Source organism: Paenibacillus sp. DP01 (genome assembly GCF_044784315.1).
Lineage (GTDB): Bacteria > Bacillota > Bacilli > Paenibacillales > Paenibacillaceae > Paenibacillus > Paenibacillus polymyxa.
In genome coordinates, this window is the sequence record NZ_CP173059.1 from 5,250,242 (window position 1) to 5,276,008 (window position 25,767).

Annotated in this window: 26 protein-coding genes; all 26 read right to left on the reverse strand. The window is 46.8% G+C overall.

Going from position 1 to position 25,767, the window contains the following annotated elements:
• Positions 1-121: 121 nt before the first annotated feature.
• Positions 122-883, reverse strand: a complete 762-nt coding sequence (locus ACH59B_RS23080; protein ID WP_016822899.1) for a WecB/TagA/CpsF family glycosyltransferase — start codon at positions 881-883, stop codon at positions 122-124.
• 8 nt (positions 884-891) lie between these two features.
• Complete coding sequence (csaB, locus tag ACH59B_RS23085) at positions 892-2,028, reverse strand: polysaccharide pyruvyl transferase CsaB (RefSeq protein WP_123797729.1); 1,137 nt, start codon at positions 2,026-2,028, stop codon at positions 892-894.
• The gene (locus tag ACH59B_RS23090; protein WP_123797730.1) at positions 2,004-4,019 is read right to left on the reverse strand and encodes a DUF5693 family protein; all 2,016 of its coding nucleotides are present in this window, start codon (positions 4,017-4,019) and stop codon (positions 2,004-2,006) included. The genes csaB and ACH59B_RS23090 overlap by 25 nt, the downstream gene beginning before the upstream one ends.
• Positions 4,020-4,279: 260 nt before the next feature.
• A complete protein-coding gene (locus ACH59B_RS23095; protein WP_025366007.1) occupies positions 4,280-5,998 on the reverse strand; it encodes a phospho-sugar mutase in 1,719 nt (572 codons plus the stop codon).
• Between the two features lie 97 nt (positions 5,999-6,095).
• Positions 6,096-6,542: a 3-hydroxyacyl-ACP dehydratase FabZ gene (gene fabZ / locus ACH59B_RS23100; protein ID WP_013373420.1), complete on the reverse strand. Its 447-nt coding sequence runs from the start codon at positions 6,540-6,542 to the stop codon at positions 6,096-6,098.
• 893 nt (positions 6,543-7,435) lie between these two features.
• Entirely contained in the window at positions 7,436-7,648 is a 213-nt protein-coding gene (locus tag ACH59B_RS23105) for a DNA-directed RNA polymerase subunit beta (protein ID WP_019688814.1), read from the reverse strand.
• A 10-nt stretch (positions 7,649-7,658) separates the two neighbouring features.
• Positions 7,659-8,486: a flagellar hook-basal body protein gene (locus tag ACH59B_RS23110; RefSeq protein ID WP_025366008.1), complete on the reverse strand. Its 828-nt coding sequence runs from the start codon at positions 8,484-8,486 to the stop codon at positions 7,659-7,661.
• A gap of 13 nt (positions 8,487-8,499) precedes the next feature.
• Positions 8,500-9,384, reverse strand: coding sequence for a flagellar hook-basal body protein (locus ACH59B_RS23115; protein ID WP_016822894.1), 885 nt, complete (start codon positions 9,382-9,384; stop codon positions 8,500-8,502).
• A 123-nt stretch (positions 9,385-9,507) separates the two neighbouring features.
• On the reverse strand, positions 9,508-10,506 hold the full coding sequence (locus tag ACH59B_RS23120) for a rod shape-determining protein (protein WP_016324820.1): 999 nt from the start codon (positions 10,504-10,506) through the stop codon (positions 9,508-9,510).
• A 171-nt stretch (positions 10,507-10,677) separates the two neighbouring features.
• Entirely contained in the window at positions 10,678-10,965 is a 288-nt protein-coding gene (gene spoIIID / locus ACH59B_RS23125) for a sporulation transcriptional regulator SpoIIID (protein ID WP_013373425.1), read from the reverse strand.
• A 200-nt stretch (positions 10,966-11,165) separates the two neighbouring features.
• Positions 11,166-11,906: a M23 family metallopeptidase gene (locus ACH59B_RS23130; RefSeq protein ID WP_016822893.1), complete on the reverse strand. Its 741-nt coding sequence runs from the start codon at positions 11,904-11,906 to the stop codon at positions 11,166-11,168.
• A 70-nt stretch (positions 11,907-11,976) separates the two neighbouring features.
• Positions 11,977-13,416: a stage II sporulation protein D gene (gene spoIID, locus ACH59B_RS23135; RefSeq protein ID WP_404302772.1), complete on the reverse strand. Its 1,440-nt coding sequence runs from the start codon at positions 13,414-13,416 to the stop codon at positions 11,977-11,979.
• A 215-nt stretch (positions 13,417-13,631) separates the two neighbouring features.
• On the reverse strand, positions 13,632-14,987 hold the full coding sequence (murA, locus tag ACH59B_RS23140; protein ID WP_017427134.1) for a UDP-N-acetylglucosamine 1-carboxyvinyltransferase: 1,356 nt from the start codon (positions 14,985-14,987) through the stop codon (positions 13,632-13,634).
• 335 nt (positions 14,988-15,322) lie between these two features.
• Entirely contained in the window at positions 15,323-15,574 is a 252-nt protein-coding gene (locus tag ACH59B_RS23145; RefSeq protein WP_016822891.1) for a DUF1146 family protein, read from the reverse strand.
• 345 nt (positions 15,575-15,919) lie between these two features.
• The gene (locus ACH59B_RS23150) at positions 15,920-16,333 is read right to left on the reverse strand and encodes a F0F1 ATP synthase subunit epsilon (protein WP_016822889.1); all 414 of its coding nucleotides are present in this window, start codon (positions 16,331-16,333) and stop codon (positions 15,920-15,922) included.
• Between the two features lie 70 nt (positions 16,334-16,403).
• Positions 16,404-17,804, reverse strand: coding sequence for a F0F1 ATP synthase subunit beta (gene atpD / locus ACH59B_RS23155; protein WP_016822888.1), 1,401 nt, complete (start codon positions 17,802-17,804; stop codon positions 16,404-16,406).
• Between the two features lie 121 nt (positions 17,805-17,925).
• Entirely contained in the window at positions 17,926-18,792 is an 867-nt protein-coding gene (gene atpG, locus ACH59B_RS23160) for an ATP synthase F1 subunit gamma (protein ID WP_025366011.1), read from the reverse strand.
• 175 nt (positions 18,793-18,967) lie between these two features.
• Complete coding sequence (atpA, locus tag ACH59B_RS23165) at positions 18,968-20,482, reverse strand: F0F1 ATP synthase subunit alpha (RefSeq protein WP_016822886.1); 1,515 nt, start codon at positions 20,480-20,482, stop codon at positions 18,968-18,970.
• A 19-nt stretch (positions 20,483-20,501) separates the two neighbouring features.
• Positions 20,502-21,047 (reverse strand): F0F1 ATP synthase subunit delta, encoded by a 546-nt coding sequence (locus ACH59B_RS23170; RefSeq protein ID WP_016822885.1) that lies wholly within the window; start codon positions 21,045-21,047, stop codon positions 20,502-20,504.
• A complete protein-coding gene (atpF, locus tag ACH59B_RS23175; RefSeq protein ID WP_013373436.1) occupies positions 21,044-21,532 on the reverse strand; it encodes a F0F1 ATP synthase subunit B in 489 nt (162 codons plus the stop codon). Before atpF ends, ACH59B_RS23170 begins: the two co-directional genes overlap by 4 nt.
• Before the next feature lie 109 nt (positions 21,533-21,641).
• The gene (gene atpE / locus ACH59B_RS23180) at positions 21,642-21,866 is read right to left on the reverse strand and encodes a F0F1 ATP synthase subunit C (RefSeq protein WP_007432750.1); all 225 of its coding nucleotides are present in this window, start codon (positions 21,864-21,866) and stop codon (positions 21,642-21,644) included.
• 105 nt (positions 21,867-21,971) lie between these two features.
• On the reverse strand, positions 21,972-22,796 hold the full coding sequence (atpB, locus tag ACH59B_RS23185) for a F0F1 ATP synthase subunit A (RefSeq protein ID WP_016822883.1): 825 nt from the start codon (positions 22,794-22,796) through the stop codon (positions 21,972-21,974).
• A gap of 29 nt (positions 22,797-22,825) precedes the next feature.
• Complete coding sequence (locus ACH59B_RS23190) at positions 22,826-23,206, reverse strand: ATP synthase subunit I (protein WP_013312329.1); 381 nt, start codon at positions 23,204-23,206, stop codon at positions 22,826-22,828.
• Positions 23,199-23,462: an AtpZ/AtpI family protein gene (locus ACH59B_RS23195; RefSeq protein WP_045244656.1), complete on the reverse strand. Its 264-nt coding sequence runs from the start codon at positions 23,460-23,462 to the stop codon at positions 23,199-23,201. The genes ACH59B_RS23190 and ACH59B_RS23195 overlap by 8 nt, the downstream gene beginning before the upstream one ends.
• 167 nt (positions 23,463-23,629) lie before the next feature.
• Positions 23,630-24,796 carry a non-hydrolyzing UDP-N-acetylglucosamine 2-epimerase gene (gene wecB / locus ACH59B_RS23200; protein ID WP_016822881.1) on the reverse strand — a complete coding sequence of 389 codons (1,167 nt, stop codon included), beginning with the start codon at positions 24,794-24,796 and terminating at the stop codon, positions 23,630-23,632.
• Between the two features lie 110 nt (positions 24,797-24,906).
• Entirely contained in the window at positions 24,907-25,536 is a 630-nt protein-coding gene (upp, locus tag ACH59B_RS23205; RefSeq protein ID WP_013312332.1) for a uracil phosphoribosyltransferase, read from the reverse strand.
• Positions 25,537-25,767: the final 231 nt, after the last annotated feature.

Here is a 25,767-nt window from a genome sequence, read left to right on the forward strand (position 1 = left end):
CAATTTTAAAGCAATGCCTTTTCAGATGTAACCGCATTGAATTATACTCTGATCAAAAATAAATACCAAGCCTCATATTCTGGCAAATTAGCGGGTTTTAAAGGCAGATTCAAGCTATTTATCACACTTTTGTGACGTTTTCTTTTTCACGCATCACTTTCACTGCGAATTTCGGCAACGCAAGCATTCTTTTGTAACGAGTGGGCTCTTTTAGGAGTCTATATAACCACTCGGCTCGTAGCTTTTGAAACAGTTTAGGTGCGCGTTTTGTTTTGCCTGATATAACATCAAAACTACCGCCGACCCCCATCATCACCGGCACACCAAGTTTATCCTTGTATTTACCAATCCAAGGTTCCTGTGTGTCCGCTCCACGTGCTACAAACAACAAATCAGGGTTCGCTTCACGAATAGCCGCAATCACTGCTTCGTCCTCGTTAGGACCAAAAAAACCATCGCGCTTGCCACAAACCGTAATTCCAGGATAAAGCTCATGTACCCGCTGAGCGGTCGCCTGAATCACTTCAGGCGTCGATCCAAGTAAGTAAACTTTCCAATGATAGTTTTCTCCAGCTGCGAGCAATTCATGTAACAAGTCAAAACCCGCCACCCTCTCGGGTACAGGATGCCCAACATAGTTTGCAGCCCAGACCACACCAGTTCCATCCGGAACAATCAACTCTGCCTGTTTCATCACATTCATATACACTGGATCTTCCAATGCAGCCATTACCATAATCGGATTGGCAGTGATCACTTGATGGGGGCGGCGAGACTTCACCGCCTGAATTAATACATTTAATGTATCTTTCATATTAAGCCTTGATACCTGAACACCGAAAATCGGGACGGTAGGCACACTCGTAACCTTATCAACTGTCACTGTATCCATCATCCTTTGCGACACAAGTAATTAACGATATATTGTGCTGGTAAGCGAGCCTCACTTTTTAACAAAGCAATTGCTGCCCCCTGGCTCTCAATCCATTGACTGCGCTGATCCAGCAGTCGTATGGACTCATTAGCCAACTTTTGCCCATCCAGTGCATCTGTAGTACCTACAGGCTGGCTACCAACACGGCTGAGGAAATGATCAATTTTGGGATCGTAAGAAATCCCCAACGGGGGCACCTGATGGGACGCTGCATAAATTAAGCTGTGCAGCCTCATCCCGATCATCAAACTACATCTGCTGACTTCCAAAAGCATCTGTTGCGGATCGGTAACTTGTTCACACATGCTGACAAGGCTTCCCGTCCCCCTAATATCCCCCAACAAATCCATTACCATCCTTGAAGCCTGTACGTCGTCAGGTAAATGGAATGGCAAGAAACGCAAGTGAACACGGCGTTCCGCGGCTAATCTTTTTAAGCCATCTGCAATAGCCGTTAAATCGCGTTGTTCCTTATCCCAGTAGCGTACAGACACACCAACAACCGGGAGTTTATCCTCATCAGTCTCAGTTGCTGCATTATGTAGCTCGGAACCAGAGGGCAAAGGAAGCCCCATTACAGGGTCAGGAACAACATGAACAACCGGGCGTTTCAGTTTCATGGTACCCAGCAAAGCAGCAGATTGCTCATCTCTGACGGAAACATATTCACAGCGTTGAAACACAGATCGGATCATAGGATAAAATATCTTCCGCTGTACCGGGCCCATGCCCTGAGCGTATACAAACGTAGGCTTTCCAGCCCATTGAGCCAGTTTCAGAATCGCTAGATAATAAGGAATGCTTTTAGGGCTTGTAGCATCCTGGAGCAGACTCCCGCCGCCACTAATTAGCCCATCGCTGTTTTTAATCGCTCTCCGCACTTCTCCTAGGCTCATACGCGGAACAGCTTCTACTCCGTACATTTTCTGTGTCCAAGCAGGGTCAGAAGATAGAACAACAGGCTTGACCGTAAGCCCCGCCTGACGACTCTCCTCTTCTAAAGCAGTCAGAATCGACATGAGCACCGCTTCATCCCCACTATTGCGAAACCCGTAATAACCCGAGATTATTATCGTTTTAGCTGTGGTGACCATTTCTTCCAACATCCTTCCAGCACTTGCCACACGACAATTGCGATGATTCCCAGCACCAGACCCAATCCCAATCCCAACAGCCCGCGACTAAGCGAGAGTGCAGCTGGAGAGTGAATGTGAGCGAAGGTATCCACCATCGAGGCTTGACCAATAGCAGCTATGATCAGCAAATAGATTGCTTTGCGATATTTCAAAGCCAAGAATATCCCTGCAATAAACAGTGGGTGAGCCATTAAAAATTCCTTATTACGCGGGCGTACACCAAACGCATTCTCAAGGAAATTACGGAAAACCAGTTCTGTGTTCGACACCGTACCTGCGTTTCCAGTACGAGTCAAATAGTAGTAGCCTGCCGCTGCGATAACAGCCAATGCGATAACCCACAATACAGTAATCGGCGTACGTAACAGTTTGGAGATTTCCTCCCGTATAGAAACGCCACGATAAAAGAAAATATAAATCGCAGCCAAGAAGATCGGCAGAATGTGAAGCAAGCTTACACCTCTAAATTGGTTTAACACCAGACTGTAGGCAATGCTGTTCAACAGTGCAATAACAAAAGGCACTGCAGCCAGCGACAAGATCGATGTCTGTACGTATAGTAAAAGCGTTTGACTCAAACGTTGACCTACAGAAAGTTCAGGCCCCTGTTCACGTTTAATTCTGATCGTACGCACTGCAATGATCATTGCAACCGTAGGTCCGCTAATCGCTGCGAGCAGCGCCAAACCTTGTTCCATTAAGCTGGAGTTCAAAACATAAAGCCCTGCAGAGCCTACCAAACCGAGTGCAAATGCAAGCAGAGTCAATGCCGGAACGAAATAGGACACCATTATGGAGAAGAAAGCTAGTGCACCCAGTACGACGATCATTTTGAGATAGCGCTGAATGGAGGAATCGACCACTTGGAACGGTTCAGCTTGTCCAAGTTCAAACCCTTTTTTCTCCATTCGTTGTACAGCGTTGCCCGGTTTGTCTAAGCTGTGAATCAGGTTGTCAACCGAGTCTTTCACCTTGGCCTCAGCAACACTACGACTAGGCGCGGTATTCAGATACAACATGCGAATATTCCGATCCTTGGTGGCCAGTGCAAAACGATCGGCCAACGTTTCCACATCGAGCGTTGCATCTTTATCACTTAGTGAGTAGAGACGCACAACATTATAATGGATATCGTAAGCGAGCTTATTGAAGCCTGCCTGCGGTTTTTTTAAGTTTTCAATAGCAGCTAGGCCAATATCGTATTTGTTCAGCAATTTAGCAAATGCCGCTAAGCTATGCTCTTTCTCATTATCAGTAAAGCCTTTGACTGAATCACCTTCAAACAAAATGCGTTTTACACCATTTTGCTGAAAGGAAGCCAGCATCTCTTCCGTCAACTCCTGGTTATAGGGAAGGCTGTCACTCATGCGTGGAACAATAAAAAATCCTTTGCTCCGAAGCTGCTTCATAGCAATCGGGTCAGGCTGCATAGGCTTGAGATACGCATCCTCGGGGGATGTTTCCACAACAAGCCCCTCCTGTCCCTGATAACTCCACGGCTTTACGTTGATGCCCAGACTTGTAAACGTACGTAAAATTAACGGCTTTAGTGCCTCAGCATTTTCTTTGTCAGCGAAAACAACGTACGTATAATTCTCATTTGCAGGTGAAAGACGTTTTTCTAGATCCGCAACATTCTGAGTCGTATATGTTACAATACGGCCCGCTTTACGGAAATCATCCAGCGTACTTTCATACATCGCCATGCTGTTCACACCAGCCTGTTGTAAGCGGTCAAGCTGCTCATTCAGATAGTCCTGCGGATGAGCCTGATACGAAGCCGCCTCCGTCAAATCCCGATAATCGAATACAATCTCTACTTTTTTACTCGAGGATTCTGTCTTTACACGATCGGCGATGACTGGAATGGAAGCCAGCAAGCCAACAGCGACCAGAATCCACAACCATTTTCGAGAAGCCGTATTCCAATACTGCCATTTCTGATACACCAAAGAACCTCCTTAATATTCGGGATTTTGCAAAATTCAATGCTGCCCACTTGCCATTCTGCCCTTTAGGTAGGTCACTCATTGAATTTTGCAAAATCCTCCGTTGCCGGAATAAGCCTATTTTTCCAAAGCCTCTTCCAGGTTATTCTGCAATACAGAGAAATGACCTCCACGGCGTACTGCCCTTTGCCGTGAGAGGTCACCGATTACTCATTTCATATCTAATTACCTTAACCTATTCTATTATAAAGGGAATTTTCTCAAGCGTCTACGCGAGCCATAACAGCATTGACCAGCTGACTGATTCTTTGCTCCGCGTCTGACAGCGAGGAACCACGTACTGCAAAATATACCTTGATTTTAGGCTCTGTGCCCGAAGGACGCAGGCAGAACCATGAACCGTCCTCCAATAAAAACTTGAGTACGTTTTCCTGCGGAAGTCCGTCCAGGCCTTGAGAGTAGTCCAGTACTTTGTCTACCTTCACACCTGCAATCTCTTGTGGTGCGTTGCTGCGCCAATCCGTCATTTTGCCCTGAATTTGCTCTACTCCATCCTTACCCTTGAGTGTACGAGACTCCAGCTTCTCAAGGAAGTAGCCAAACTGCTCGTACAGCTCTTGTAAAACATCATAGAGCGTCTTGCCTTGCGTGCTGTAATAAGCAGCAGCTTCAGCGATCAGCATGGCCGCCAAAACAGCATCCTTGTCACGAGCATAATTCCCTGCCAGATAGCCGTAGCTCTCTTCATAGCCAAACAGGTAGGTATACTCGCCAGTTTGGTCAAACTGGTTCATTTTCTCGCCAATATACTTGAAGCCAGTTAGCGTGTTAAACACTGTTGCTCCAAAATGCTCAGCAATAACTGCACCCATTTCGCTAGTTACGATGGTTTTGATAACTGCACCATTATTTGGAAGCTTGCCGGTTTCTTTCAGTTGATTCAGCAAGTAGTAAACCATAATGGCGCCGGACTGATTACCGGACAAGACCACATATTCGCCATCACGGTTTTTCACAACTGCCCCCATACGGTCAGCATCAGGGTCTGTTCCGATCAACAGATCTGCACCAATTTTCTCACCCAGCGCAATGGCCAGCTTGAACGCATCACGTTCTTCCGGATTAGGCGACTTAACGGTCGAAAATTCTGCATCTGGCTGCTCTTGTTCAGGCACAATATGCACCTGTTCAAAACCGATTTTTTCCAGCACACGACGAACAGGTATATTTCCAGTGCCATGAAGAGGTGTAAACACAACTTTGAAGTTCTTGCCCGGTCCAGCTGCAATCAGTTCTCGGTTCACACTCACACTGGCTACCGTATCTACAAACGCTTCATCTTCCTCTTCTCCAAGCCAAACCAACAATCCCTGCGCCTCTGCTTCTTCACGTGTCAGACTTTTGATGTCAGCAAAAGAAGGAACCTCACGAATATAGCCAATCACCTTTTCAGCCTGATCAGGAACAAGCTGACCACCTTCATTATTGTATACCTTGTAACCATTATACTCGGGAGGATTGTGGCTCGCCGTTACAACGATTCCTCCACTGGCTCCCAAATGACGTACACTAAACGAAAGCTGTGGCGTTGGACGCAAGGAAGGGAACAACTTAGCTACGATACCATTGCCCGCCAACACCAAAGCTGCATCCAAAGCAAACTCTGGCGAAAAATGGCGCGAATCATGTGCAATGACAACTGAAGGTTTTCCTTCTTTGCCAGCATGCTGCTCTAAGATATAGCGAGCGAGCCCTTGAGTCGCACGTCCAATCACATAACGATTCATCCGGTTACTGCCTGCCCCGATCACTCCACGCAGACCGCCTGTACCGAATTCCAGTTCTTTGTAAAAACGATCCTCTAGTTCCTGGTCGTTGCCTTGCAATGCGCGCAACTCCTGTTTGGTTTCTTCATCAATATAAGGGTCTTGCAGCCAGCTCTCAATGCCTTCTAATGCTTTTTTACTCAACTGCGTCATACGGAATTTCCCCTCTCCATTTTTGGGTTGTCAAAACAGGATCTCTATGTACACATGCACTCGGTTCAGACGTCGTGCTTATGTCGGCAGGGCTTGTCTATTGTGGTGGGTCTGATAAAGCAAACATAATCTCGCCCTCAGCTACTACCGTGTCGCCCACTTTCGCCGTAGCTTTCCCTTTGCCAAAAGCGCCTTTGGAACGAGTAATTTCCACTTCAAGTGTCAGCGTATCCCCAGGGACTACCTGTCCACGGAAACGGAAACCGTCCAACCCTGCCAAAAAGCCGATTTTGCCGCGATTGCTCTCTAGGTGCAGTAATGCGACTGCTCCGACTTGAGCCAACGCTTCAGTGATCAACACACCAGGCATAACGGGATAACCCGGAAAATGTCCAATGAAATGAGGCTCAGTCATCGTTACATTTTTAATGCCTACTGCTCTCTTCCCTTCCTCCAGTTCAATAATACGGTCCACCAACAAAAATGGCGGTCGATGCGGAATAATCTCCTGAATTTGATTAACATCCAATTGCAATTTGTCCATTTAGCTTAATAACTCCTCCCGCTTGCAGATTTCACTCTGTTCAGCCAGAGTTACTGCAAGCATAATATTACCCCGCTAACGCTGTATAAAAACAGCTCATCACGGCAACAATGTTAGATATCCTTCACCTACTGCAGAAGTGAAGGTTGAGATAAGGGGCTTTTTCCGCCGGTTACGCAACCAGAGGCGAGAAGAAGCCCTTTTGCTCGTGCTTGGTTTTACCCCGCAGTGTTATAAACTCCCCATCATTATACATTCATCAGGTGCAAAAAGAAAATTATGCGGAAGTACCATATTTGTTGCTCCTATTATGGAGTGAAGCGAAGTTTCAATTGAGTCAAGGTGAGCAGGCTACGGGGGATGGATCATTCTTCCGATCGCTGTTATCCTCAGATTTTCCATTATATAAAACCCGAAAGGGTTAAAATCCGAGGATAAAGGCGAACGCTATCGCTTCTTCAGAACGATTCCATCCCCTCCGCCAAGTTATTTTTGACTCATAGAGAAAGCCCACCTCAATAATACTCGCTTGTCGTGAAGGGCAGAGAAACAATCGGAGGACTCTGCGAATGGCCTACATTGGCCGCAATCCATGCGTGCTACGCTGGCGGCTCTTGCCGTCGGCGACATAACAAAACCCTGCGCCACTGGCACAGGGTTTTGTTTTCTATACTCCCCACACAATCGCGGGTGGTTTATTTTAATAAGAGTGGCCCTAATGGCGGGTAGCTAGCGGAGCGGGCAGAATTGTTTTGGAGAAGCACAGCGTTTGCCTTTATCCCCGGATTCAAACCTTGAATGCCTTAAAATCAAAATGAATCTGGGGATAACAGCAATCGGAAAAACAATCTGCACGCAGAGCGACCTTTCCCGCCCCCACTCATTAAAGTAAACTAAGGCGCAAATATAAGATCAATGACATGCTGCCAGGTTTTCCATTCAAATACGCCTGCCAGCCCTTGCTTACCTACAATTACATATCCTGCAATTAAGCCGCCTAACAGCGAGAACAGGAGCAGCAACGGAACTACGAAATAACGAGCAGTACGCCAGCGGGATTTAGTCTTTTCAGGCATCGGACGGGAATCAGATTGTTCTTCCTTCATCACCAAATCCTTAAGCCCTCAAATTGTTAGCCAGGTTCATCATGGTATCGCTAGAGGTTAATGCCCGTGCCGCCATTTGATACATCCGCTGGACTTGCATCATATCCGTCATTTCGCCCGCTAAATCCACATTAGACTCCTCAAGATAACCGGAACGCACAGATACGTCCGTTGGAACAGCACCTGCCACCCCTGCTGCACCGAATACGTCGGCTTCTGTCACGCCATTTGCTAACACAAACAGGTTATCATCCCGCTGTTGCAAACCTTCTGGACGCTGTACATCCATTAGCTTAATTCGCTGACCAACTGTCGGAGCGCCAGTTCCATTAGCACGAATCAGCAATTCGCCATCGGAGTTAATAGCTACTTTGGAACCCGCTGGTGCAGTCACAGGAACATCGTTATTATCCAGCACAGAATAACCTTCGGCAGTGGTCAACATCATCGTCTCATTATCATTCGGATCAGGAATAAAATGAAAGCTGCCATCACGCGTCCAAGCTTTTTGCCCATTTCCTTGGATTTCAAACAAAGCATTCCCCTGGATCGCCAGATCGGTAGGAAGTCCCGTCTCCTTGAGCGGACCTTGCTCCATATTTTTCATAATTGCGGCCGTTTTGACTCCGTAGCCCAAATTATAGCCGAGCGGCATCGCCCGTCCATTTTGGAGATACGTCGAAGGCTGTTGCTGCACATTAGCCAATACATCTTCAAAGGAACCTTGTTTACTCTTATAACCAACTGTATTGACATTGGCGATATTATCGGCAATTAAATCCAAACGCTGCTGCACACTGGCCATAGACACCATTGCGCCAATCATGGAGTTGTTCATCACTTACCCCCTGTTATACACGGCCTACTTCGTTAACGGCCTTGTCCAAGCTTTTATCATAAAATTGAATAACCTTCTGATTCGCTTCATACGCTCTTAACGCAGCCATCATATCCACCATCGACTGAGCAGCATCTACATTAGATACTTCCAGATAGCCCTGGCGAACAGATACAGTATCGTTAGCGGTCATCATTCTAGCCGTAGCACCATCCGTATCATTCAGACGGAAATTACCGTTGCCCTCACGAACGAGCTGGTATGGCCGATCAATAACACTAATTCCAAGCGTCGTTCCGAGCAACTGGTTAGATTGGCTGTCCACCAATTGACCCCGTTCATTTACTTTAAGCGCTGAGACAGGCCCCGTCAATTGAATTGGGTTTCCATTCGTATCCAACACTGCTGAACCAGTCGACGAAAGCAATGCTCCCGTTCCATTTACTTGAAAATGTCCATCACGTGTATAGCGGACATTACCATTATTGTCCCGTACCGTAAAAAACGCTTCTGGACGATAGGTGACTTCACCGTTAGCATTGATGAATTTTCCCGCCTGATCAAAAGCCATAGGTCGACCAGTAGCCGGGTCATTCACATTAATATTGGACTGTATCGCAAAATCCGTAGTTTGTCCACTATCCTTCAACGCTCCCTGAATGTAAGGAGAGAGGCTTTCCTCAGCAAAAACGCCAGTATTAAGCTTGCCGACCGTACGGTCCGGGTTATCAGGGTTTCCCCCCGTCATGGAAATAAGCATTTCGGGGAATGAGCGCTGAACGCTATTCTCCTGTTTATATCCCGTGGTATTCATATTAGCAATATTTTGCGTCACAGTGTCATGACGTCGTTGTTGTGTCATCATTCCGGCGGCCGCAGTATATAAACCTCTCAACATGTATTGTGCACCCCAATCCTATACTCTGCTCATCAATTATATGCTCGCATGGAGGCACTAAAGCCAAAATGCTAGGCAACCTGCCTGACCGCACACGAGTCTCTTATAGTCACTATCGGCAGATTAGAACTTTTTCTTAACCACATGATCCAAATTATCCAGCATAATTCCTGTACCTTTAACGACACAATGCATCGGATCTTCGGCAACCAGCACTGGAACACGCAATTCTTCAGCAAGCAGCTCGTCCAAACCGCTAAGCAACGCACCACCGCCAGTCAAAATGACACCACGGTCAATAATATCGGCTGATAGCTCCGGTGGCGTCTGCTCCAGTACAAACTTAGCTGCAGCTACAATCGCTGACACGGGATCTCTCAGCGCGTCCTGCACTTCTTCCGCGGAAATACTTAACGTTTTGGGCAATCCGGATACCATATCCCGTCCACGGATGTCCATCTCAGCACGTCGTCCGCTCGGATGCACGGTTCCGATAGCAATCTTGATATCCTCAGCCGTACGTTCCCCGATGAGAAGCTTGTACTTCGTTTTCACATATTTCATGATGGCTGTATCAAATTTGTCCCCTGCCATTTTAATAGAAGAAGCTGTTACAACATCTCCCATAGAGAGGACTGCAACGTCTGTTGTTCCGCCACCAATATCTACGACCATGTTGCCGCTAGGCTCAAAGATATCCATTCCGGCCCCGATGGCAGCCGCCTTTGGCTCTTCCTCCAAAAATACTTCTTTCGCCCCGCTACGCTCCGCCGCTTCACGAATCGCTTTTTGCTCCACTGAGGTAATGTTCGTCGGCGCACAAATCAAAATACGAGGGTGGCTGTACCAGCTTTTCCCCCCTACCCGATTAATAAAATATTTTAACATCGCTTCCGTTACTTCAAAATCGGCGATGACACCATCACGTAATGGACGGATGGCTATGATATTACCAGGAGTACGTCCTACCATACGGCGCGCTTCTTCTCCGACAGCCAGAACTCTTTTTGTATCGCTTTCTATCGCAACAACGGAAGGTTCGTCAAGAACAACCCCCTTACCTTTGACGTGGATAAGCACGTTGGCCGTACCGAGGTCGATACCGATATCATTACTGAACATATTAAAAAGGCCCCCAAAGTGATATTTTAAAAAGCTAAGATTCGACAAGAAGCGGCAAATATATGTATAAACCTACGGTTACATGTCATTTTTCGTCTTGTACCATCTTTTAACATATCATACTTCAGGGGGTTGATTCAATGGCTTTGCCAGCCAATTCACTATATATTTTTAGGACTTGCCAGAAACAAGAATTCCCCTTCTTTTCCCACTCGTTTTTTTGTATTTAATTTTCGTCGCTTCACCCCCCCGCAGATGACGGATGGATTTATGGTATTCGAGAATGTGCTTCACCTGATCGGCAAGATCCGGGTTAATCTCAGGCAGCCGTTCGGTCAGATCTTTATGCACCGTGCTCTTGGAGACACCAAATTCCTTGGCAATCGTACGGACCGTATTCCTTGTTTCCACGATACAGCGACCGATTTTGATGGTCCGTTCCTTGATGTAATCGTGCACGCTCCCGCCTCCCTACTGTGGATAGTTTGGTACATTATATGAGGAGCGTGCCTATATATTCGCGGTTTGGTGGTAAGACATGCTTCGGAAGGCCTATTTATTTGGCAAAAGTAGCTTATGTTTACCTTATGCGCTAAAACTACACAAGAAAAAAGCAGGGAATATGAATTCCCCGCTTTGCATGCAAAGCTATGACCCATTTATTTTTTAGGAAGCAGACCTGTTGGATTCACCGGCTTGTCATCCTGGTACACTTCAAAATGCAGATGTGTTTTCAAATCCTTTTCGAGCTCATTGCGACCTGCTGAAGCAATCACATCATTTTGTTTCACTTGATCGCCTTCTTTTACTTTCAGATCGCTCAAGCTTTGGTACACTGTTTTGAGATTATTATCATGCGTGATTTCTACGACGTTACCTACCAGCGGATGTTGTTCCACACGGGATACTTTCCCACTCAGTGCAGCTCTCACTTCAAACGCTTGATCGTCGGACCGAGAAAGGTCAATCCCGGTGTTAGCGGTAAATGTTTTATCGTACTCTACCATAGCTGCCGCTTGCTCATCAGCCGTCGCGTTTTCGTCAAAGAAAGGCTTAACGACCTGCACTGCGCTAGCATCTGCCACCGGCCATGCGATATTTTCCGACTGAGCAACAACCTCCACACTTTCTGGTTGTTGTTCGTTAACATCGGTACTCACTGCGCTTGTGCTTTGTACCGATGGACTAGCTGGGTCAGGTTTGAAAGACTTATGGCTAGCATCCTGATAGACCCACACTAAGGTTAGTATAATGGCTGCTGCGGCAATGTAGGCTGCCGGGTATGCCCACCTTTTGGACAACAGCTTTTTCCACGAAGACGGCCGTGAAGCTCTTCCACCCTGAAAGGTTTTGGGTGTATCTTCATGATTTTGGTTCTGGTTTTTATTTTGTTCACTCATTTGCTCATCACCTCAGTAACCAGTGTTACCGGGCGCAACTCTTTTATACTTCAAAGTTACGAAAAATTTACTAACTTAGAATACGAGAGGCATTCGCAAAAGAAATGCCAGTATAATAGTGAAGAAGAATCTGAGTGGCCGTATGGCCTTCCTTGGCCATTCCGTTGGCTCCCCACTGACTCATACCGACGCCATGGCCATAACCGTAGGTCGTTATAGCAATCCGATCCCCTTCGGTCTTCCACGTAAATTCAGCCGATCGTAGCCCTAGTTTGTTACGAATCTCCGGTCCCGTAAAGAGCGAACCTCCCACCTCAATCTTTTTGATGCGATGCCCTTCTGTTTTGGAGAGTATACGAATCTCTGGCATACTCCCCCCTCCAGTAGAAGCAGTGACCGCAGCACGACTCAATCCTAATCTATCGAACAAGCTCTGACGGCTCAGTGTAACGGTTTCTGTAAAACGAGGAGCCAACTGCTTGTCCCATGGACTGGACACACTTCGTAAATAGGGCACGGCCTTCGCCCATACATCCTCTGAATTTTCGGTATAGCCGTTGCTGGTAGAAAAAAAAGAAGCTGTAATGGGTTTGCCATCATATACCATGATTGTATCCTTGGTGTCGCGTACAGCCTGACGAATTTTAGTCAGATCTGCGGATTTACCAGACTGCTCCCATTCTCTAGTAAGTTTAGCTTTGGAGATGTAAGCCTGGTGTTTAACGGTATCTGTCACATCTGCGCCCGCCGGGGCACCACTGGTATCATCAGCCAACAAACGCCGGGTAATGAAGGTACGCGCGGCAATGGCCTGTGCCTTCAATGCCTCTTCCTCAAAGCTGGGCGGCATTTCAGCTGCTACTACGCCGACAATGTATTGCTCCAAAGGCAGTGTCTCCGTCCGGCCAGTAGACGTGACGTACACCCGCACGTCCGGCTCTGCCGCAGCTGGCACGCTGCGCACTGGAGCAGCCGGTACGGCCGGCATCGGCGGGACACCCGGCAGGCGCGTAACGGGCGCCTCGCTCTTTGCCGCCGTATTAGGCTGCGCGGGTGCGGCTGTGCGGCTCCCGGACGGCAAAGGCTGCACTGCCTGGCGTGGCCATGCCATTAGTGCGGGCACCGCCATGGCAAGCACCAGCACCCCTGCCATGGCGGCAAAGGGCAGCCATGGGCGGCGGCTCCCCCAACGCGGGGCTCGCCCGGATGTAGGTCGCAGATGCGGCTGCGGTCCCTGCCGCCTGCTTGCGTCGTATGTGTTACCGGGAGCTGTTCCAGTGTCAGGAAGCATCGCACCGACAGTGTGTATAGTGGAAGTCAACGCTGTGGTACGCCGATGGGTCTTGGCGATAGGCGGCAATGCGCCTGTTGTGCCTGGTTGCTGCTGCATAAGCTTATTTTTCTGCAACGAAGTTGCTATAGAGCCAGAGCTTTCCTTCGCAAGTGAGGCCTGGCGATGTTCCTTAGGATGATGTATTGGTATACGGATGCGAACCTGTGAATCTTTCATAAGCTGAAACCTCCATCAAAGGGTTAAGTGTCCGGCTAAAGTACACATATACTCCAGCAGATATTCTCAATCATATGAGGTCGTCCACTTTGATAGAACCGTTTTGAGAGAACTGAAAGAATGAAAAAGACAGGCAGCAAAAACACAAAAAAACCAAGTCCTTTCGGACTTGGTTCTAATGGTTCAAGTTAATACTTATGCCAATACGTTAAAGGTTAGGCGAGGGAAGGTTGAATCTTCTTGAACAGATTCCCTGACGTTTCTTCTGCCACAACGCGCTCTGTGCTGGCCGAATGATCCAGTTTGGATTCATCTACAGTCACTCTGTAAATATCCGCTCCCAATCCAGTCAGTTTCTCAGCCAAATGAACGTAACCACGATCGATGTGATGAACGCCAGATACCTCCGTTGTACCTTCCGCAATAAGTCCGGTCAGAATTAACGCAGCTCCTGCACGCAAATCTGTCGAGGTTACTTTCGCACCCGTCAGCTTAGCATTGCCAGTTACAATCGCCGAACGACCTTCGACCTTAATTTCCGCATTCATGAGATGAAATTCATCCACATGCATGAAACGATTTTCAAACACAGTTTCCGTAATGATGCTCGTTCCTTCAGCGGCAAGTTGAAGTGCCATCATTTGAGACTGCATATCGGTCGGAAACCCAGGATAAGGCAGCGTTTTAACATCAACGGCCTTTAGCGGCTTATCCGCAATGACACGAATACCATTTTCATCGGGTTGAATCGTTACACCCATTTCTTCCATCTTGGATATAACCGGTCCCAAATGATCGGATATCGCGCCTTCTACATATACGTTCCCGCCTGTGATCGCAGCAGCAACCATATAAGTACCTGCTTCTACCCGGTCGGGAATGACCGTATGTTTTACACCATGCAGCTTCTCGACGCCTTCTATACGAATTACGCCTGTGCCTGCACCGCGTACTTTGGCTCCCATGCCATTCAGGAAGTTGGCGAGATCAACGATCTCAGGTTCCTTAGCAGCATTCTCAATGGTAGTTACGCCCTCAGCAAGAGTAGCGGCCATCATAATATTCTCGGTTGCTCCTACGCTGGCTACATCCAAATAAACTTTAGCTCCGCGCAGACGACCGTTACTTTTAGCTTCAATAAAGCCCTGGCCCAAGCTTATCTCGGCGCCCAACGCTTCGAACCCCTTCAAATGCTGATCAATAGGTCTTGTTCCAATTGCGCATCCGCCTGGAAGCGAGATTCTTGTACGTCCCAAACGTGTAAGCAATGGCCCCATAACCAAAAATGATGCGCGCATTTTCCTAACCCACTCGTAAGGGGCTTCACAGGAAATTATCTTCCGCGCGTCAACACGAATGACCTCGTCTTGGTATGTAACGCCTGCTCCTAAGGACTCCAGCACTTTGTTAATGGTCATCACATCGTCTAGAGGAGGTGCATCCATAATAACACTTTCTCCTTCTTCTCCTAACAGAGAAGCGGCGATGATCGGCAGAACTGAGTTTTTGGCTCCGCTGACTTTGACACTCCCGGTCAATCTGTTGCCACCGCGGACGATAAATTTGCTCATCTATGGTTCCCTCCGCGCGTCATTTCTCTTTTCCATTTTTGAAAAAAAGAACATATTCCGCTATTTTCATGCCTTGCTTTTTCATTACATAAAAAAACAAGATTTTACTAATACCCTAACTGCCATCATACCACTGATTAAAACAAGTATACAAGCGTTTTTTTGTACTTGACGACCATTGACGACCATTGCGTTCTAACTGATTGAGCCAGTTATACATGTATGGTTCTTTTGTTTACCATTGTTAACAATATGGCACGATGTTATTCGACAATTCCTGCAACATCCACAGTCATAAAATCATATAACCCGCCTACTTCATGTTAAAACAAATTCTAGAGCATCTGGCTCCAAGAGATGTAGTTCAACAAGAAACCAGAAACCAACTGTCCCAAAATTATAGCAAGAAACAAGTGCAGCAATCTGCCCTGCGGTCCTTTGGGTTGCCGGATTAACAAATCCAGCTTTAAGCTTTGCAAAGCCCACCAAGCTAACGCTATACAGACGAGCGATACGATCATGGAGATCAGCGCGGTCATACTCGCCGATTGACTTAACTGTTCAGCCAACTGCTGCTTCCCGTTCATCCGTAATTCCTCCCATCTGCGTCACAGACTTCTTTATAATACTCGGCGAGCGCCTAATATGCCAGTGCTATTTCTGTTTCCAGTACATTTATTTCGACAAAATGTGAATAATCACTTCTGTTTCGCGAATTTAAAAGGTACTAAATACCTAGCCATCAAACAAGAAATAGGACTATATTTTTGGAAAAGACAGCTAAAAAAGGGCTCGATCACAGTGATCGAAGGAAGCAAAGGCGTCACTTACCTTCTGCAGGCATTCTTGGGCAGAAGTTATGAAGTGGTCTCTTTGTCATTCCATCCGTATACTATGCCGAACCCTTTTAAAATTCCACTCAAAATCCAATATTAATTCTTATTGGTTCTGATACTTGTAGCATTCAATCGGTTAAGCGCCCGTTGCAGAGCGACTTCTGCCCGATGATGATCTATCTGTTCCTGCTTGCTCTGGAGCCGCAGTTCTGCCCGCTCCCTTGCCGCACGGGCACGCTCCACATCAATATCTTCGGAACGTTCCGCACTCTCAGCCAAAATGACCACTTTATCTTTGCGGACTTCAACAAAGCCCCCATTGACCGCGATCACTTCAGTTTGACCACCGATTTTAATTCGTATCGGTGCAATCTTCAAGGGAGTGACCAAGGGAAGGTGTCCTGGTAAAATCCCAAGATCGCCTTCCGAGCCGCGAACACTGATGCTGTTTACCTGTTCCGTATAGACCAGGCGCTCCGGCGTCACAATCTCTAGTAAATACGTGCTCACTTGAATCCCTCCTGGAAGCTGTCCACAGACAGCTCACTTCGTAAGGCTCGGCTATTCTCTGCCTGTATGTTTACAACGTTTTAGCTTTTTCAACTGCTTCTTCGATGGCTCCTACAAAAAGGAAGGCCGCTTCTGGAAGGTGGTCATACTTGCCCTCCAAAATTTCTTTGAAGCTTCGTACAGTTTCTTTAACCGGCACATATTTACCCGGGAAGCCGTTAAATGCTTCGGCAACATGGAAAGGTTGTGAAAGGAAACGCTGGATTTTACGGGCACGTGCTACCAGCATTTTATCTTCTTCACTCAACTCGTCCATACCCAGGATCGCAATAATATCCTGAAGCTCATTGTAGCGGGCCAAAATTTGTTTTACCCCTTGCGCTACATTATAATGCTCTTCACCCACAACGTCTGGAGCCAAAATACGGGAGCTTGATGCGAGTGGATCAACCGCTGGGTAAATACCCATTTCGGAAATTTTACGTTCCAGGTTTGTTGTAGCATCCAAATGGGCAAACGTCGTAGCAGGAGCCGGGTCAGTGTAGTCATCCGCAGGCACGTAGATTGCCTGAATGGAAGTAACTGAACCTTTTTTAGTAGAAGTAATCCGTTCTTGCAATTGACCCATCTCAGTTGCCAGCGTAGGCTGGTAACCTACTGCGGAAGGCATACGTCCCAACAGGGCAGAAACCTCAGAACCTGCTTGGGTAAAGCGGAAAATGTTATCAATAAAGAGCAACACGTCACGGCCTTCTTGATCACGGAAATACTCAGCCATCGTCAGACCTGTGAGGGCAACACGCAAACGCGCACCCGGAGGCTCGTTCATTTGTCCAAACACCATCGCAGTTTTGTTGATAACGCCGGAATCTCTCATTTCATGGTACAAGTCATTTCCTTCACGTGTACGTTCACCTACACCTGCGAATACAGAAATACCACCATGCTCCTGAGCGATATTGTTAATCAATTCTTGAATGGTTACGGTTTTACCTACACCAGCACCACCAAACAATCCGACTTTACCACCTTTGGCATAAGGAGCCAGCAAGTCGATAACCTTAATACCAGTTTCGAGCATCTCTGCTTGAGTTGTCAGTTCTTCGAAAGAAGGTGCTTGACGGTGAATCGGATTTCTAGCCGTTTCACTCATATCAGCACCATTATCAATTGGCGTTCCAAGCACGTTAAATACACGTCCAAGAGTAGCTTCGCCGACAGGTACCGAGATAGGCGCTCCCAGATCTATTGCTTCAGCTCCACGAACCAAACCATCTGTGGAAGACATGGCAATACAACGCACACGGTTGTCACCTAGATGTTTTGAAGCTTCGAGCGTCAGATCAATTTTGACTCCGCTCTCCAGCACAGTCCCAATATGAATGGCATTCAGAATTTCCGGAAGCTGCCCACGTTCAAACTCAACGTCGACAACCGGACCCATGATGCTCACTACGCGTCCTTTGTTCATCTTTTGGTTTCCCTCCTACAAGCTTGCACAGCCGCAAATCCGAACCATTCTGATTGGTTTTGCGCCCGCAATTTATCATAATAGTGTAGACCCTGTTATAAAACAGTCGCAAGAAGTCGCATTAAGACTGAGCGTTAGCCCCTGCGACAATTTCCGTAATTTCCTGGGTAATAGCCGCTTGACGAGCACGGTTATAGGTTAAGGAAAGCTCTCCAATCAACTTGGTAGCATTCTTCGTAGCTGATCCCATTGCCGTCATCTTCGCTCCCAGCTCACTTGCTTTACCATCCAGCAAAGCGCCGTAAATGAGCGTTTCCGCGTAACGCGGTAGCAATACTTCAAGCACACCTTCTGGTGAAGGTTCATACTCATAGTTAATTGAGGATGAAGTCGTAGCAGAATCCGGTGTTGCCATCGGTAACAAACGATCAACTGTTGGAATTTGAGTCAATGCGTTGACAAAGCGGTTATAGCATAGATAAAGCTCATCAAATTCTTTAAGTTCAAAGCCTTGTACTGCCTTGCTAGCAATCGTTTTGATATCTGCAAATGCAGGTGTATCTGACAGATCTGTTACCGATTCAGCGATAGGAAATTCACGACGTCTGAAATAATCCCGTCCTTTTCGCCCAATGATGAAAATCATAAATTCATCCTGTGAACGGTGACGTTCAGCAATCGTCTGCGTAACCTGTCGCAAAATATTGGCGTTATAACCACCAGCCAGACCACGATCAGATGTAATGATGAGATAAGCCGTCTTTTTAACTGGACGCGTCTCTAGCATTGGATGCTTGATGTTATTCGCTCCAGAAGCAATGCTACTCACAACTTCTTTAAGCTTTTCCGAGTAAGGACGAGCCGATTCCGCTTTTTCCTGAGCTTTTCTCAGCTTGGATGCAGCGACCATTTCCATTGCTTTCGTGATCTGCTTCGTACTCTGCACACTTTTAATCTGACGTTTAATCTCGCGCATACCTTTTGCCATGATTTCACCACCTTCAAGCTTTGACAAAGCCAAAGCTAACTTCGTAAGATTCAAATCCAGCCGGACATATGTTAAAGGGCCTGTTAGTGAGGGTAAAACATGCCAAGGAAGCCACAACCCAGAGGGTACGCTTCCTTAGGACATCTTTCATCATAAACAGGCAAATTCCAATGTATTAAACCGACGTGGCGAATGATTTTTTGAATTTCTCGATAGCTGCCTTCAAAGCTGCTTCATTATCAGCAACCAAGTCTTTCGTGTCGCGGATAGATTGAAGCACATCCTGATGATCGGACTCCATGAAAGACAGGAAGTCTTTTTCAAAACGTTTTACATCCGCTACAGGAATATCATCGAGGAAGCCTTTTACAGCAGTATACAAGCTCACTACTTGTTGCTCTACAGCAAGCGGTTGGTTAACACCTTGTTTCAAAATTTCCATCATGCGTGCACCGCGATCGAGACGGGCTTTGGTGGATTTATCCAAGTCGGACCCGAATTGGGAGAACGCTTGAAGCTCACGATATTGAGCGAGATCCAGACGCAGGGAACCTGCAACCTTTTTCATCGCTTTAATCTGAGCGGAGCCACCTACACGAGATACGGAAATACCTACGTTGATCGCCGGACGTTGCCCTGCATAGAACAAGTCAGCTTCCAGGAAGATCTGTCCATCCGTGATGGAAATAACGTTAGTTGGAATATACGCAGAAACGTCGGAAGCCTGTGTCTCGATGAACGGCAATGCGGTAAGTGATCCGCCACCGAGCTCATCATTCAGCTTCGCTGCACGTTCCAGCAAGCGAGAGTGCAGGTAGAAAACGTCACCCGGATATGCTTCACGACCCGGTGGACGACGCAGCAACAGGGAAAGTTCCCGGTAAGCAGACGCTTGTTTAGTCAAGTCATCATAAACAACGAGGACGTGCTCGCCTTTGTACATAAAGTACTCACCCATGGCACAGCCAGAGTAAGGAGCAATGTACAGCAATGGTGATGGTTCGGAAGCAGATGCCGTAACGACAATCGTGTATTCCAGCGCACCATGACGACGCAATGTTTCAACAACTTGAGCAACCGTGGATTGTTTTTGACCAATAGCAACATAAATACATTTCATGCCGTTGCCTTTTTGGTTCAAAATAGCATCGATTGCGATAGAAGTTTTACCTGTTTGACGGTCACCGATAATCAGCTCACGTTGGCCACGACCAATCGGAACCATCGCATCAATAGCTTTAATCCCTGTCTGCATAGGCTCATGTACCGATTTACGGGCCATAACGCCTGGAGCCTGACTTTCAACCGGACGGAATTCTGTTGTAGCAATCGGTCCTTTACCGTCTACCGGTTGTCCCAGCGGGTTAACTACACGTCCGATCATTGCTTCGCCTACAGGGACTTGCATGATCTGACCTGTACGTTTTACTTGACCACCTTCGCGAATGTCGGAGAATTGACCCAAAATAACAACACCGACATTGCTCTCTTCCACATTGAGCGCCAAGCCCAATACGCCAGTGTCGAATTCGACCAATTCACCGGCCATAACTTTTTCCAGTCCGTAGACGCGGGCAATACCGTCGCCGACTTCAACAACAGTGCCGACTTCAACGACCTCGATATCATTTTTATATTGTTCAATCTGACTTTTAATCAATGAACTGATTTCCTCAGGTTTGATACTCAAGTGTGTTCACCCCTATCTTCTATACTCGTCTGTTAAAGGATTTCTCGAGACGATCCAGCTTGCCGGCCAGACTGCCGTCGTACAGTGTATCGCCGATAACCACTTTCAATCCGCCCAGCAGACTCGGGTCCACTATATTTTCCACACGGATTGTTTTATGTTCACGGGTTCCGAATTCCTCGGCTACCGCTGTTTTTTCCTGATCACTTAAAGCATAAGTCGAATACACCTTAGCATGGGCAATTCCCAGCTTGTACTCCTGAATATCGAGATATCCGGCCAGGAGAGATTCGAACAAATCTGCTCTACTGCGCTGAATCAGCAGCTTAATCGTGTTAATCAGCGACGCAGACAACTTGCCTTCAAAATTGCTAGCCAGAACCTGAAGCTTGACTGCTTCCGTAATGTTAGGAGAATTAATGAATTTACGGATTTCAGCATCCCCCGATACAGCTTCTACAAAAGCACGTAGCTCCTGTTCGGTTTCCATAATGGTTTGCTCCTGCTCTGCTACTTCATACAAAGCTTTCGCATACCGTTTGGCAACTACCGTATCTCGGCTCATGCTTTGCCTCCTACCTCTTTAAGGTATTGGTCGACAAGCTCTCCCTGGACTTGATCTTCCTTAATTTCCTTTTGAATCAGTTTGGAAGCAATTTGTACCGAAGCTTTACCCACTTCGCTGCGCAATTCGGCAACTGCCTTATTACGCTCGCTTGTGATTTCACGAACAGCTTCGTCTTTCAGGCGGACAGCTTCGTCTTTGGCCTGAATAATAATTTGTTCCGCTTGCTTGTTACCTGTTTGTTTTGACTGCTCTATAATATCGTAGGCTTCCTTACGCGCCTGCTGGAGAGCCTGCTTTTGCTCCTCAACATAAGCAACAGCCTGTTCACGTGTTTGTGCCGCCTCATTCATTTGCTGTAACACGAGTTGACGCCGCTTTTCCATAACGGAAAAGAGGGGGCCAAATGCATAGCGCGTCAGTAACCAGTACAAGATCAAAAATGCAATGATAGTGAAAACGATACTTGTCCAATTTAAACTCAATTGAAGTCACTCCTTTCCGGTGAACGTCGGTTCTGGGTCTTTCATGTTCAAACGAACAAAGAAGGCGCGGATGGCTGTGCCTTCCCCGCCAAACCTTGCTTCCATTCAATTAAGCACCTGCGTAGAAAATGAATGCCAGAACGACCCCGATGATTGGCAGGGCTTCGACCAGACCTACACCGATAAACATTACCGTTTGCAATGTTGCTTTAGCTTCAGGCTGACGAGCAATACCTTCAACTGTTTTACTTACGATCAGACCGTTACCAATACCTGCGCCCAAAGCGCCCAAACCTACTGCGATTGCAGCTGCGATATATGCCCAAACTCCCATTTTAAAAAATCCTCCTTAGTGATGTGTATTTGTGTTTTACATGTATTTGCAGTTAAGTGCGAAGCGTACTCCTAAACTTAACTAAAAACCGGAAAACGTGCTTGTCTAATGCTCTTCTTCATGCGTGTCAATGGACTGCGAAATATATACAAACGTTAGAATCGTAAATACGAACGCTTGGATACTGCCGACAAAAATACTGAATCCCTGCCAGACTACGAGTCCCAATACGGAAGCAACCATACCTCCCACACCAAGTGCTGTCATTTTCAGCAAAACACTAATCAAAACTTCGCCGGCAAAAATATTGCCGAATAGACGCATACCGTGTGTCAATAGTTTTGAGAACTGCTCAATCAAGTTAATTGGCAAAAAGAACGGAAATGGCTGAACGTAATGCTTGAAGTAAGCTTTGGTATTACGGAAGATCCCCAGGAAATGAACCAGGACAAAGATCATCAATGCCAGTCCAATGGATACCCCTGCATCTGCGGTAGGTGATTTCCACCAGCTGATACCTACATGGGCAGCTTCGCCCGGGTGAGACGCCTGTGCTTGTTCTAATGCTTCTTTGACTGGAATGATTTCATGTCCAAATACTTGGGCACTTTGCACATTATCGAATTCAGTCACAATGCCGAACGGTAAACCCAGCATATTGCCCACGAAAATGAACATGATCAGCGTCATCCCCAAGGAGAGGAATGGCTTCCCTTTTTTCAAATCCATCGTGCTGGAAATCAGTCCTTGAACGAATTCTACGACCCATTCCATAAAATTTTGCAACTTGCTCGGATTGTCCACAGACAAATTGCGCGTTGCAGCAAATGCCAGTCCAAATACAATCGCGCAGGTCACAACCAGCATAATAATGACGGACAAGTCAATGTTAAACCCGCCCAATTGGATAATCGGTGATTCATGCAACATGTTTTCTCACCCCTTTCTCAGTTGAGCTATCATTTTTCCTGAAGCGCGAATATGATGCCTATAATTAACAGAAGAAATTGTCCGGTCACCAAGCTTGCCATTACAGCGATCTCATGGAAATAGGCCGGGAATTCTATAGCCAGCACCACTGCCAAAATTGAGGTCCCTAATCGAACGCCAAAGCCAATACCAAACACTCTCTTCTTTCTTTCACCGGCGGCCGCACTCGCAACCTGTCGAATTTTGTAGGCCATATACAGCACATTTAGACAGCTTACTCCCGTTCCCAGAATGATTCCGTGAGCAATGTCACGATGTTGGGGCATGAAGGCGGAGACCAGGAAACACAGAGCCATAATACCAAGCGCCACGATCCATAACATTTTTTGCATACGGGTCATCTCATTCATGGTTATCCCTCAATACCTTTCCGATCACAAGGGCAATACTTAATGCGCCTACAACCAAGCCTACGAGAACGCTTACGCCAATCCAAATTCCGGAGCCACCAAGTTTGGTATCAAGCCATTTTCCGGCATAGAAACCACCCAGTGTGCATATCGTCAAATCAATGCCGATCGCGCTCACCAGTCCTATAGCCTTAAAGGCATTTCCGGTGTTGTTTCGGTTGTTGTTTTGCTTGGAAGGTTTGACCACTTTTCTCATGTCACCCCTGCAATTCCAGTCCATTTTACTTAAATATAAGATGCTTTGTCAATTGAGATATTTTAGCGCCCTAAAGTATAAAAATCAGTCGACAAAGCATCTAAAAATGCTGTATCCCTTGGTAACCGTACAGTTTAACTGTATGCTTACCTTGTAAAGATTAATTATTACGAACGGACGCCTTTTGTGAACATTGTGTGAAATTCTTCAGGACGTTCTGTTTGAACACCATAATGGTGCAAAATTGCATTGACAATTCTTACAGATGCCTGTCCATCACCGTAAGGATTCGCTGCCTGACTCATAGACTCATACAACGCGGAATCTGTCAAAAGAGCCTTGGTCCGATTGTACACGTTCTCTTCACTTGTACCCACCAGTTCCAAGGTACCCGCTTCAATCCCTTCCGGTCTTTCGGTCGTATCACGCAGCACTAGGACAGGTACTCCGAACGAAGGCGCTTCTTCCTGAAGACCACCGGAATCGGTAAGAATCAGATGCGTGTGCGGATAAAAATTGTGCAGGTCCACTACATCCAGCGGATCAATCAGCTTAATACGCGGATGGTTGCCCAAAATTTCAAATGCAGGTTCCTTCACAGCCGGGCTCGGGTGAACTGGGTACACAATAGCAATATCCTCAAATTCGTCTGCGATCCGCTTAACCGCGTTAAAAATCTGACGATGCGGTTCCCCTTGGGATTCCCGGCGATGTGCTGTCATGAGAATCAGGCGTTTGCCCTGAGCCCAGTCCAGTACCGGATGCTCGTAGTCCTGGCGAACCGTATACTGAAACACGTCAGTTACTGTATTGCCTGTTACATATATTCGCGATTCAGGTTTATTTTCCTTCCGCAAATTTCCAGCCGATAAAGAAGTAGGCGAAAAATGCAGATCGGACAGCACACCTGTGAGCTGACGATTCATTTCTTCAGGATATGGAGAAAGCTTGTTCCATGTCCGCAAACCTGCTTCCACATGCCCTACTTCAATTTGCTGCATAAAGGCTGCATAGCTAGCCAAGAAAGTCGTCAGCGTATCGCCGTGAACCAACACGATATCAGGCTTGGCTTCACGCAATACGGGTTCCAGACCTTGAAGTACACGTATGGAGATTTCATTGAGTGTCTGGCGATCCTTCATTACATCCAGATCATAGTCAGGGTGGATATTAAAAACTTCCAGAACCTGATCAAGCATCTGGCGATGTTGAGCTGTTACGCATACTACGGACTCGATATGCTCCGGATGGCGCTGAAGCTCCAAAATGAGAGGTGCCATCTTAATCGCTTCCGGACGCACACCGAAAATTGTCATTACTTTGATTTTAGACATTTTCTGTTGAACCCCTTTTCATAATAAACGTCTGCTTCCCAGATCTTCCGTGATTCAGATAGATGATCTGTCTTAGCGTCCATAGATTGTGCCGAACCGCTAAAAGCAGTCTACTTAGTTCCGTACAAGCGGTCTCCCGCATCCCCAAGACCCGGAATGATGTAACCATGATCATCCAAACGCTCGTCCAGTGCAGCGACATAAATGTCTACATCAGGATGCGCATCCTGCACAGCTTTCACTCCTTCAGGAGCGGCAATCAGATTCATCATTTTAATTTGAGTACAGCCTCTTTTTTTCAACACATCAATCGCTGCGATCGCCGACCCGCCCGTTGCGAGCATCGGATCAATTACGATCAATTCACGTTCAGTTACATCCGTAGGCAGCTTCGTATAATATTCTACGGGTTGCAATGTCTCAGGATCACGGAACAACCCCACATGTCCTACTTTTGCAGCAGGCAAAAGCTTTACGACACCATCCAGCATACCCAGGCCTGCACGCAAAATCGGGATAAGGCCCAACATACGTCCAGAAATCACTTTACCTTCAGTTTCAGCAACTGGAGTCTGTACCGTAATGCTCTCCAGCGGAATATCTCTTGTAATTTCATAAGCCATCAAAGTTGCTACTTCATCAACCAGTTCACGGAAATCTTTCGTGTTGGTCCGCACATCGCGGATAAATGTAAGTTTGTGTTGGATCAAAGGGTGATCGCAAACCACCAGTTTTGCCATAATATATTCCCTCCGGTATTATCGTCACGTTCTTCCGCACCAGCATATCGAACATCCTGATTCGAAAGGATCTATGTAACCTATTTGTACAAACCAAATAAGCACAGATGCAATGCGTGCCTGTAAATCCTGTTTATTATAACATTCCCTTGATTGATTTAACACCTGCCACTGCAACCTTTTGTCAAGGGAAAGATATGACAGGCAAAATACTTGGCAAGGCCCATTTAC

What these genes read in the sequence shown, in the direction of transcription:
- ACH59B_RS23170 (WP_016822885.1), bottom strand. Translation starts at nt 21,047, where the DNA reads ATGAGCCGAGATACGGTAGTTGCCAAACGGTATGCGAAAGCTTTGTAT.
- upp (WP_013312332.1), bottom strand. Translation starts at nt 25,536, where the DNA reads ATGGCAAAACTGGTGGTTTGCGATCACCCTTTGATCCAACACAAACTT.
- atpB (WP_016822883.1), bottom strand. Translation starts at nt 22,796, where the DNA reads ATGTTGCATGAATCACCGATTATCCAATTGGGCGGGTTTAACATTGAC.
- atpD (WP_016822888.1), bottom strand. Translation starts at nt 17,804, where the DNA reads ATGAACAAAGGACGCGTAGTGAGCATCATGGGTCCGGTTGTCGACGTT.
- atpG (WP_025366011.1), bottom strand. Translation starts at nt 18,792, where the DNA reads ATGGCAAAAGGTATGCGCGAGATTAAACGTCAGATTAAAAGTGTGCAG.
- ACH59B_RS23130 (WP_016822893.1), bottom strand. Translation starts at nt 11,906, where the DNA reads ATGAGTGAACAAAATAAAAACCAGAACCAAAATCATGAAGATACACCC.
- ACH59B_RS23120 (WP_016324820.1), bottom strand. Translation starts at nt 10,506, where the DNA reads ATGTTCAGTAATGATATCGGTATCGACCTCGGTACGGCCAACGTGCTT.
- fabZ (WP_013373420.1), bottom strand. Translation starts at nt 6,542, where the DNA reads ATGGACAAATTGCAATTGGATGTTAATCAAATTCAGGAGATTATTCCG.
- spoIID (WP_404302772.1), bottom strand. Translation starts at nt 13,416, where the DNA reads ATGAAAGATTCACAGGTTCGCATCCGTATACCAATACATCATCCTAAG.
- csaB (WP_123797729.1), bottom strand. Translation starts at nt 2,028, where the DNA reads ATGGTCACCACAGCTAAAACGATAATAATCTCGGGTTATTACGGGTTT.
- atpE (WP_007432750.1), bottom strand. Translation starts at nt 21,866, where the DNA reads ATGGGAGTTTGGGCATATATCGCAGCTGCAATCGCAGTAGGTTTGGGC.
- murA (WP_017427134.1), bottom strand. Translation starts at nt 14,987, where the DNA reads ATGAGCAAATTTATCGTCCGCGGTGGCAACAGATTGACCGGGAGTGTC.
- ACH59B_RS23195 (WP_045244656.1), bottom strand. Translation starts at nt 23,462, where the DNA reads ATGAGAAAAGTGGTCAAACCTTCCAAGCAAAACAACAACCGAAACAAC.
- ACH59B_RS23145 (WP_016822891.1), bottom strand. Translation starts at nt 15,574, where the DNA reads ATGAACGGGAAGCAGCAGTTGGCTGAACAGTTAAGTCAATCGGCGAGT.
- ACH59B_RS23115 (WP_016822894.1), bottom strand. Translation starts at nt 9,384, where the DNA reads ATGTTGAGAGGTTTATATACTGCGGCCGCCGGAATGATGACACAACAA.
- ACH59B_RS23095 (WP_025366007.1), bottom strand. Translation starts at nt 5,998, where the DNA reads ATGACGCAGTTGAGTAAAAAAGCATTAGAAGGCATTGAGAGCTGGCTG.
- ACH59B_RS23190 (WP_013312329.1), bottom strand. Translation starts at nt 23,206, where the DNA reads ATGAATGAGATGACCCGTATGCAAAAAATGTTATGGATCGTGGCGCTT.
- ACH59B_RS23105 (WP_019688814.1), bottom strand. Translation starts at nt 7,648, where the DNA reads ATGAAGGAAGAACAATCTGATTCCCGTCCGATGCCTGAAAAGACTAAA.
- ACH59B_RS23110 (WP_025366008.1), bottom strand. Translation starts at nt 8,486, where the DNA reads ATGAACAACTCCATGATTGGCGCAATGGTGTCTATGGCCAGTGTGCAG.
- wecB (WP_016822881.1), bottom strand. Translation starts at nt 24,796, where the DNA reads ATGTCTAAAATCAAAGTAATGACAATTTTCGGTGTGCGTCCGGAAGCG.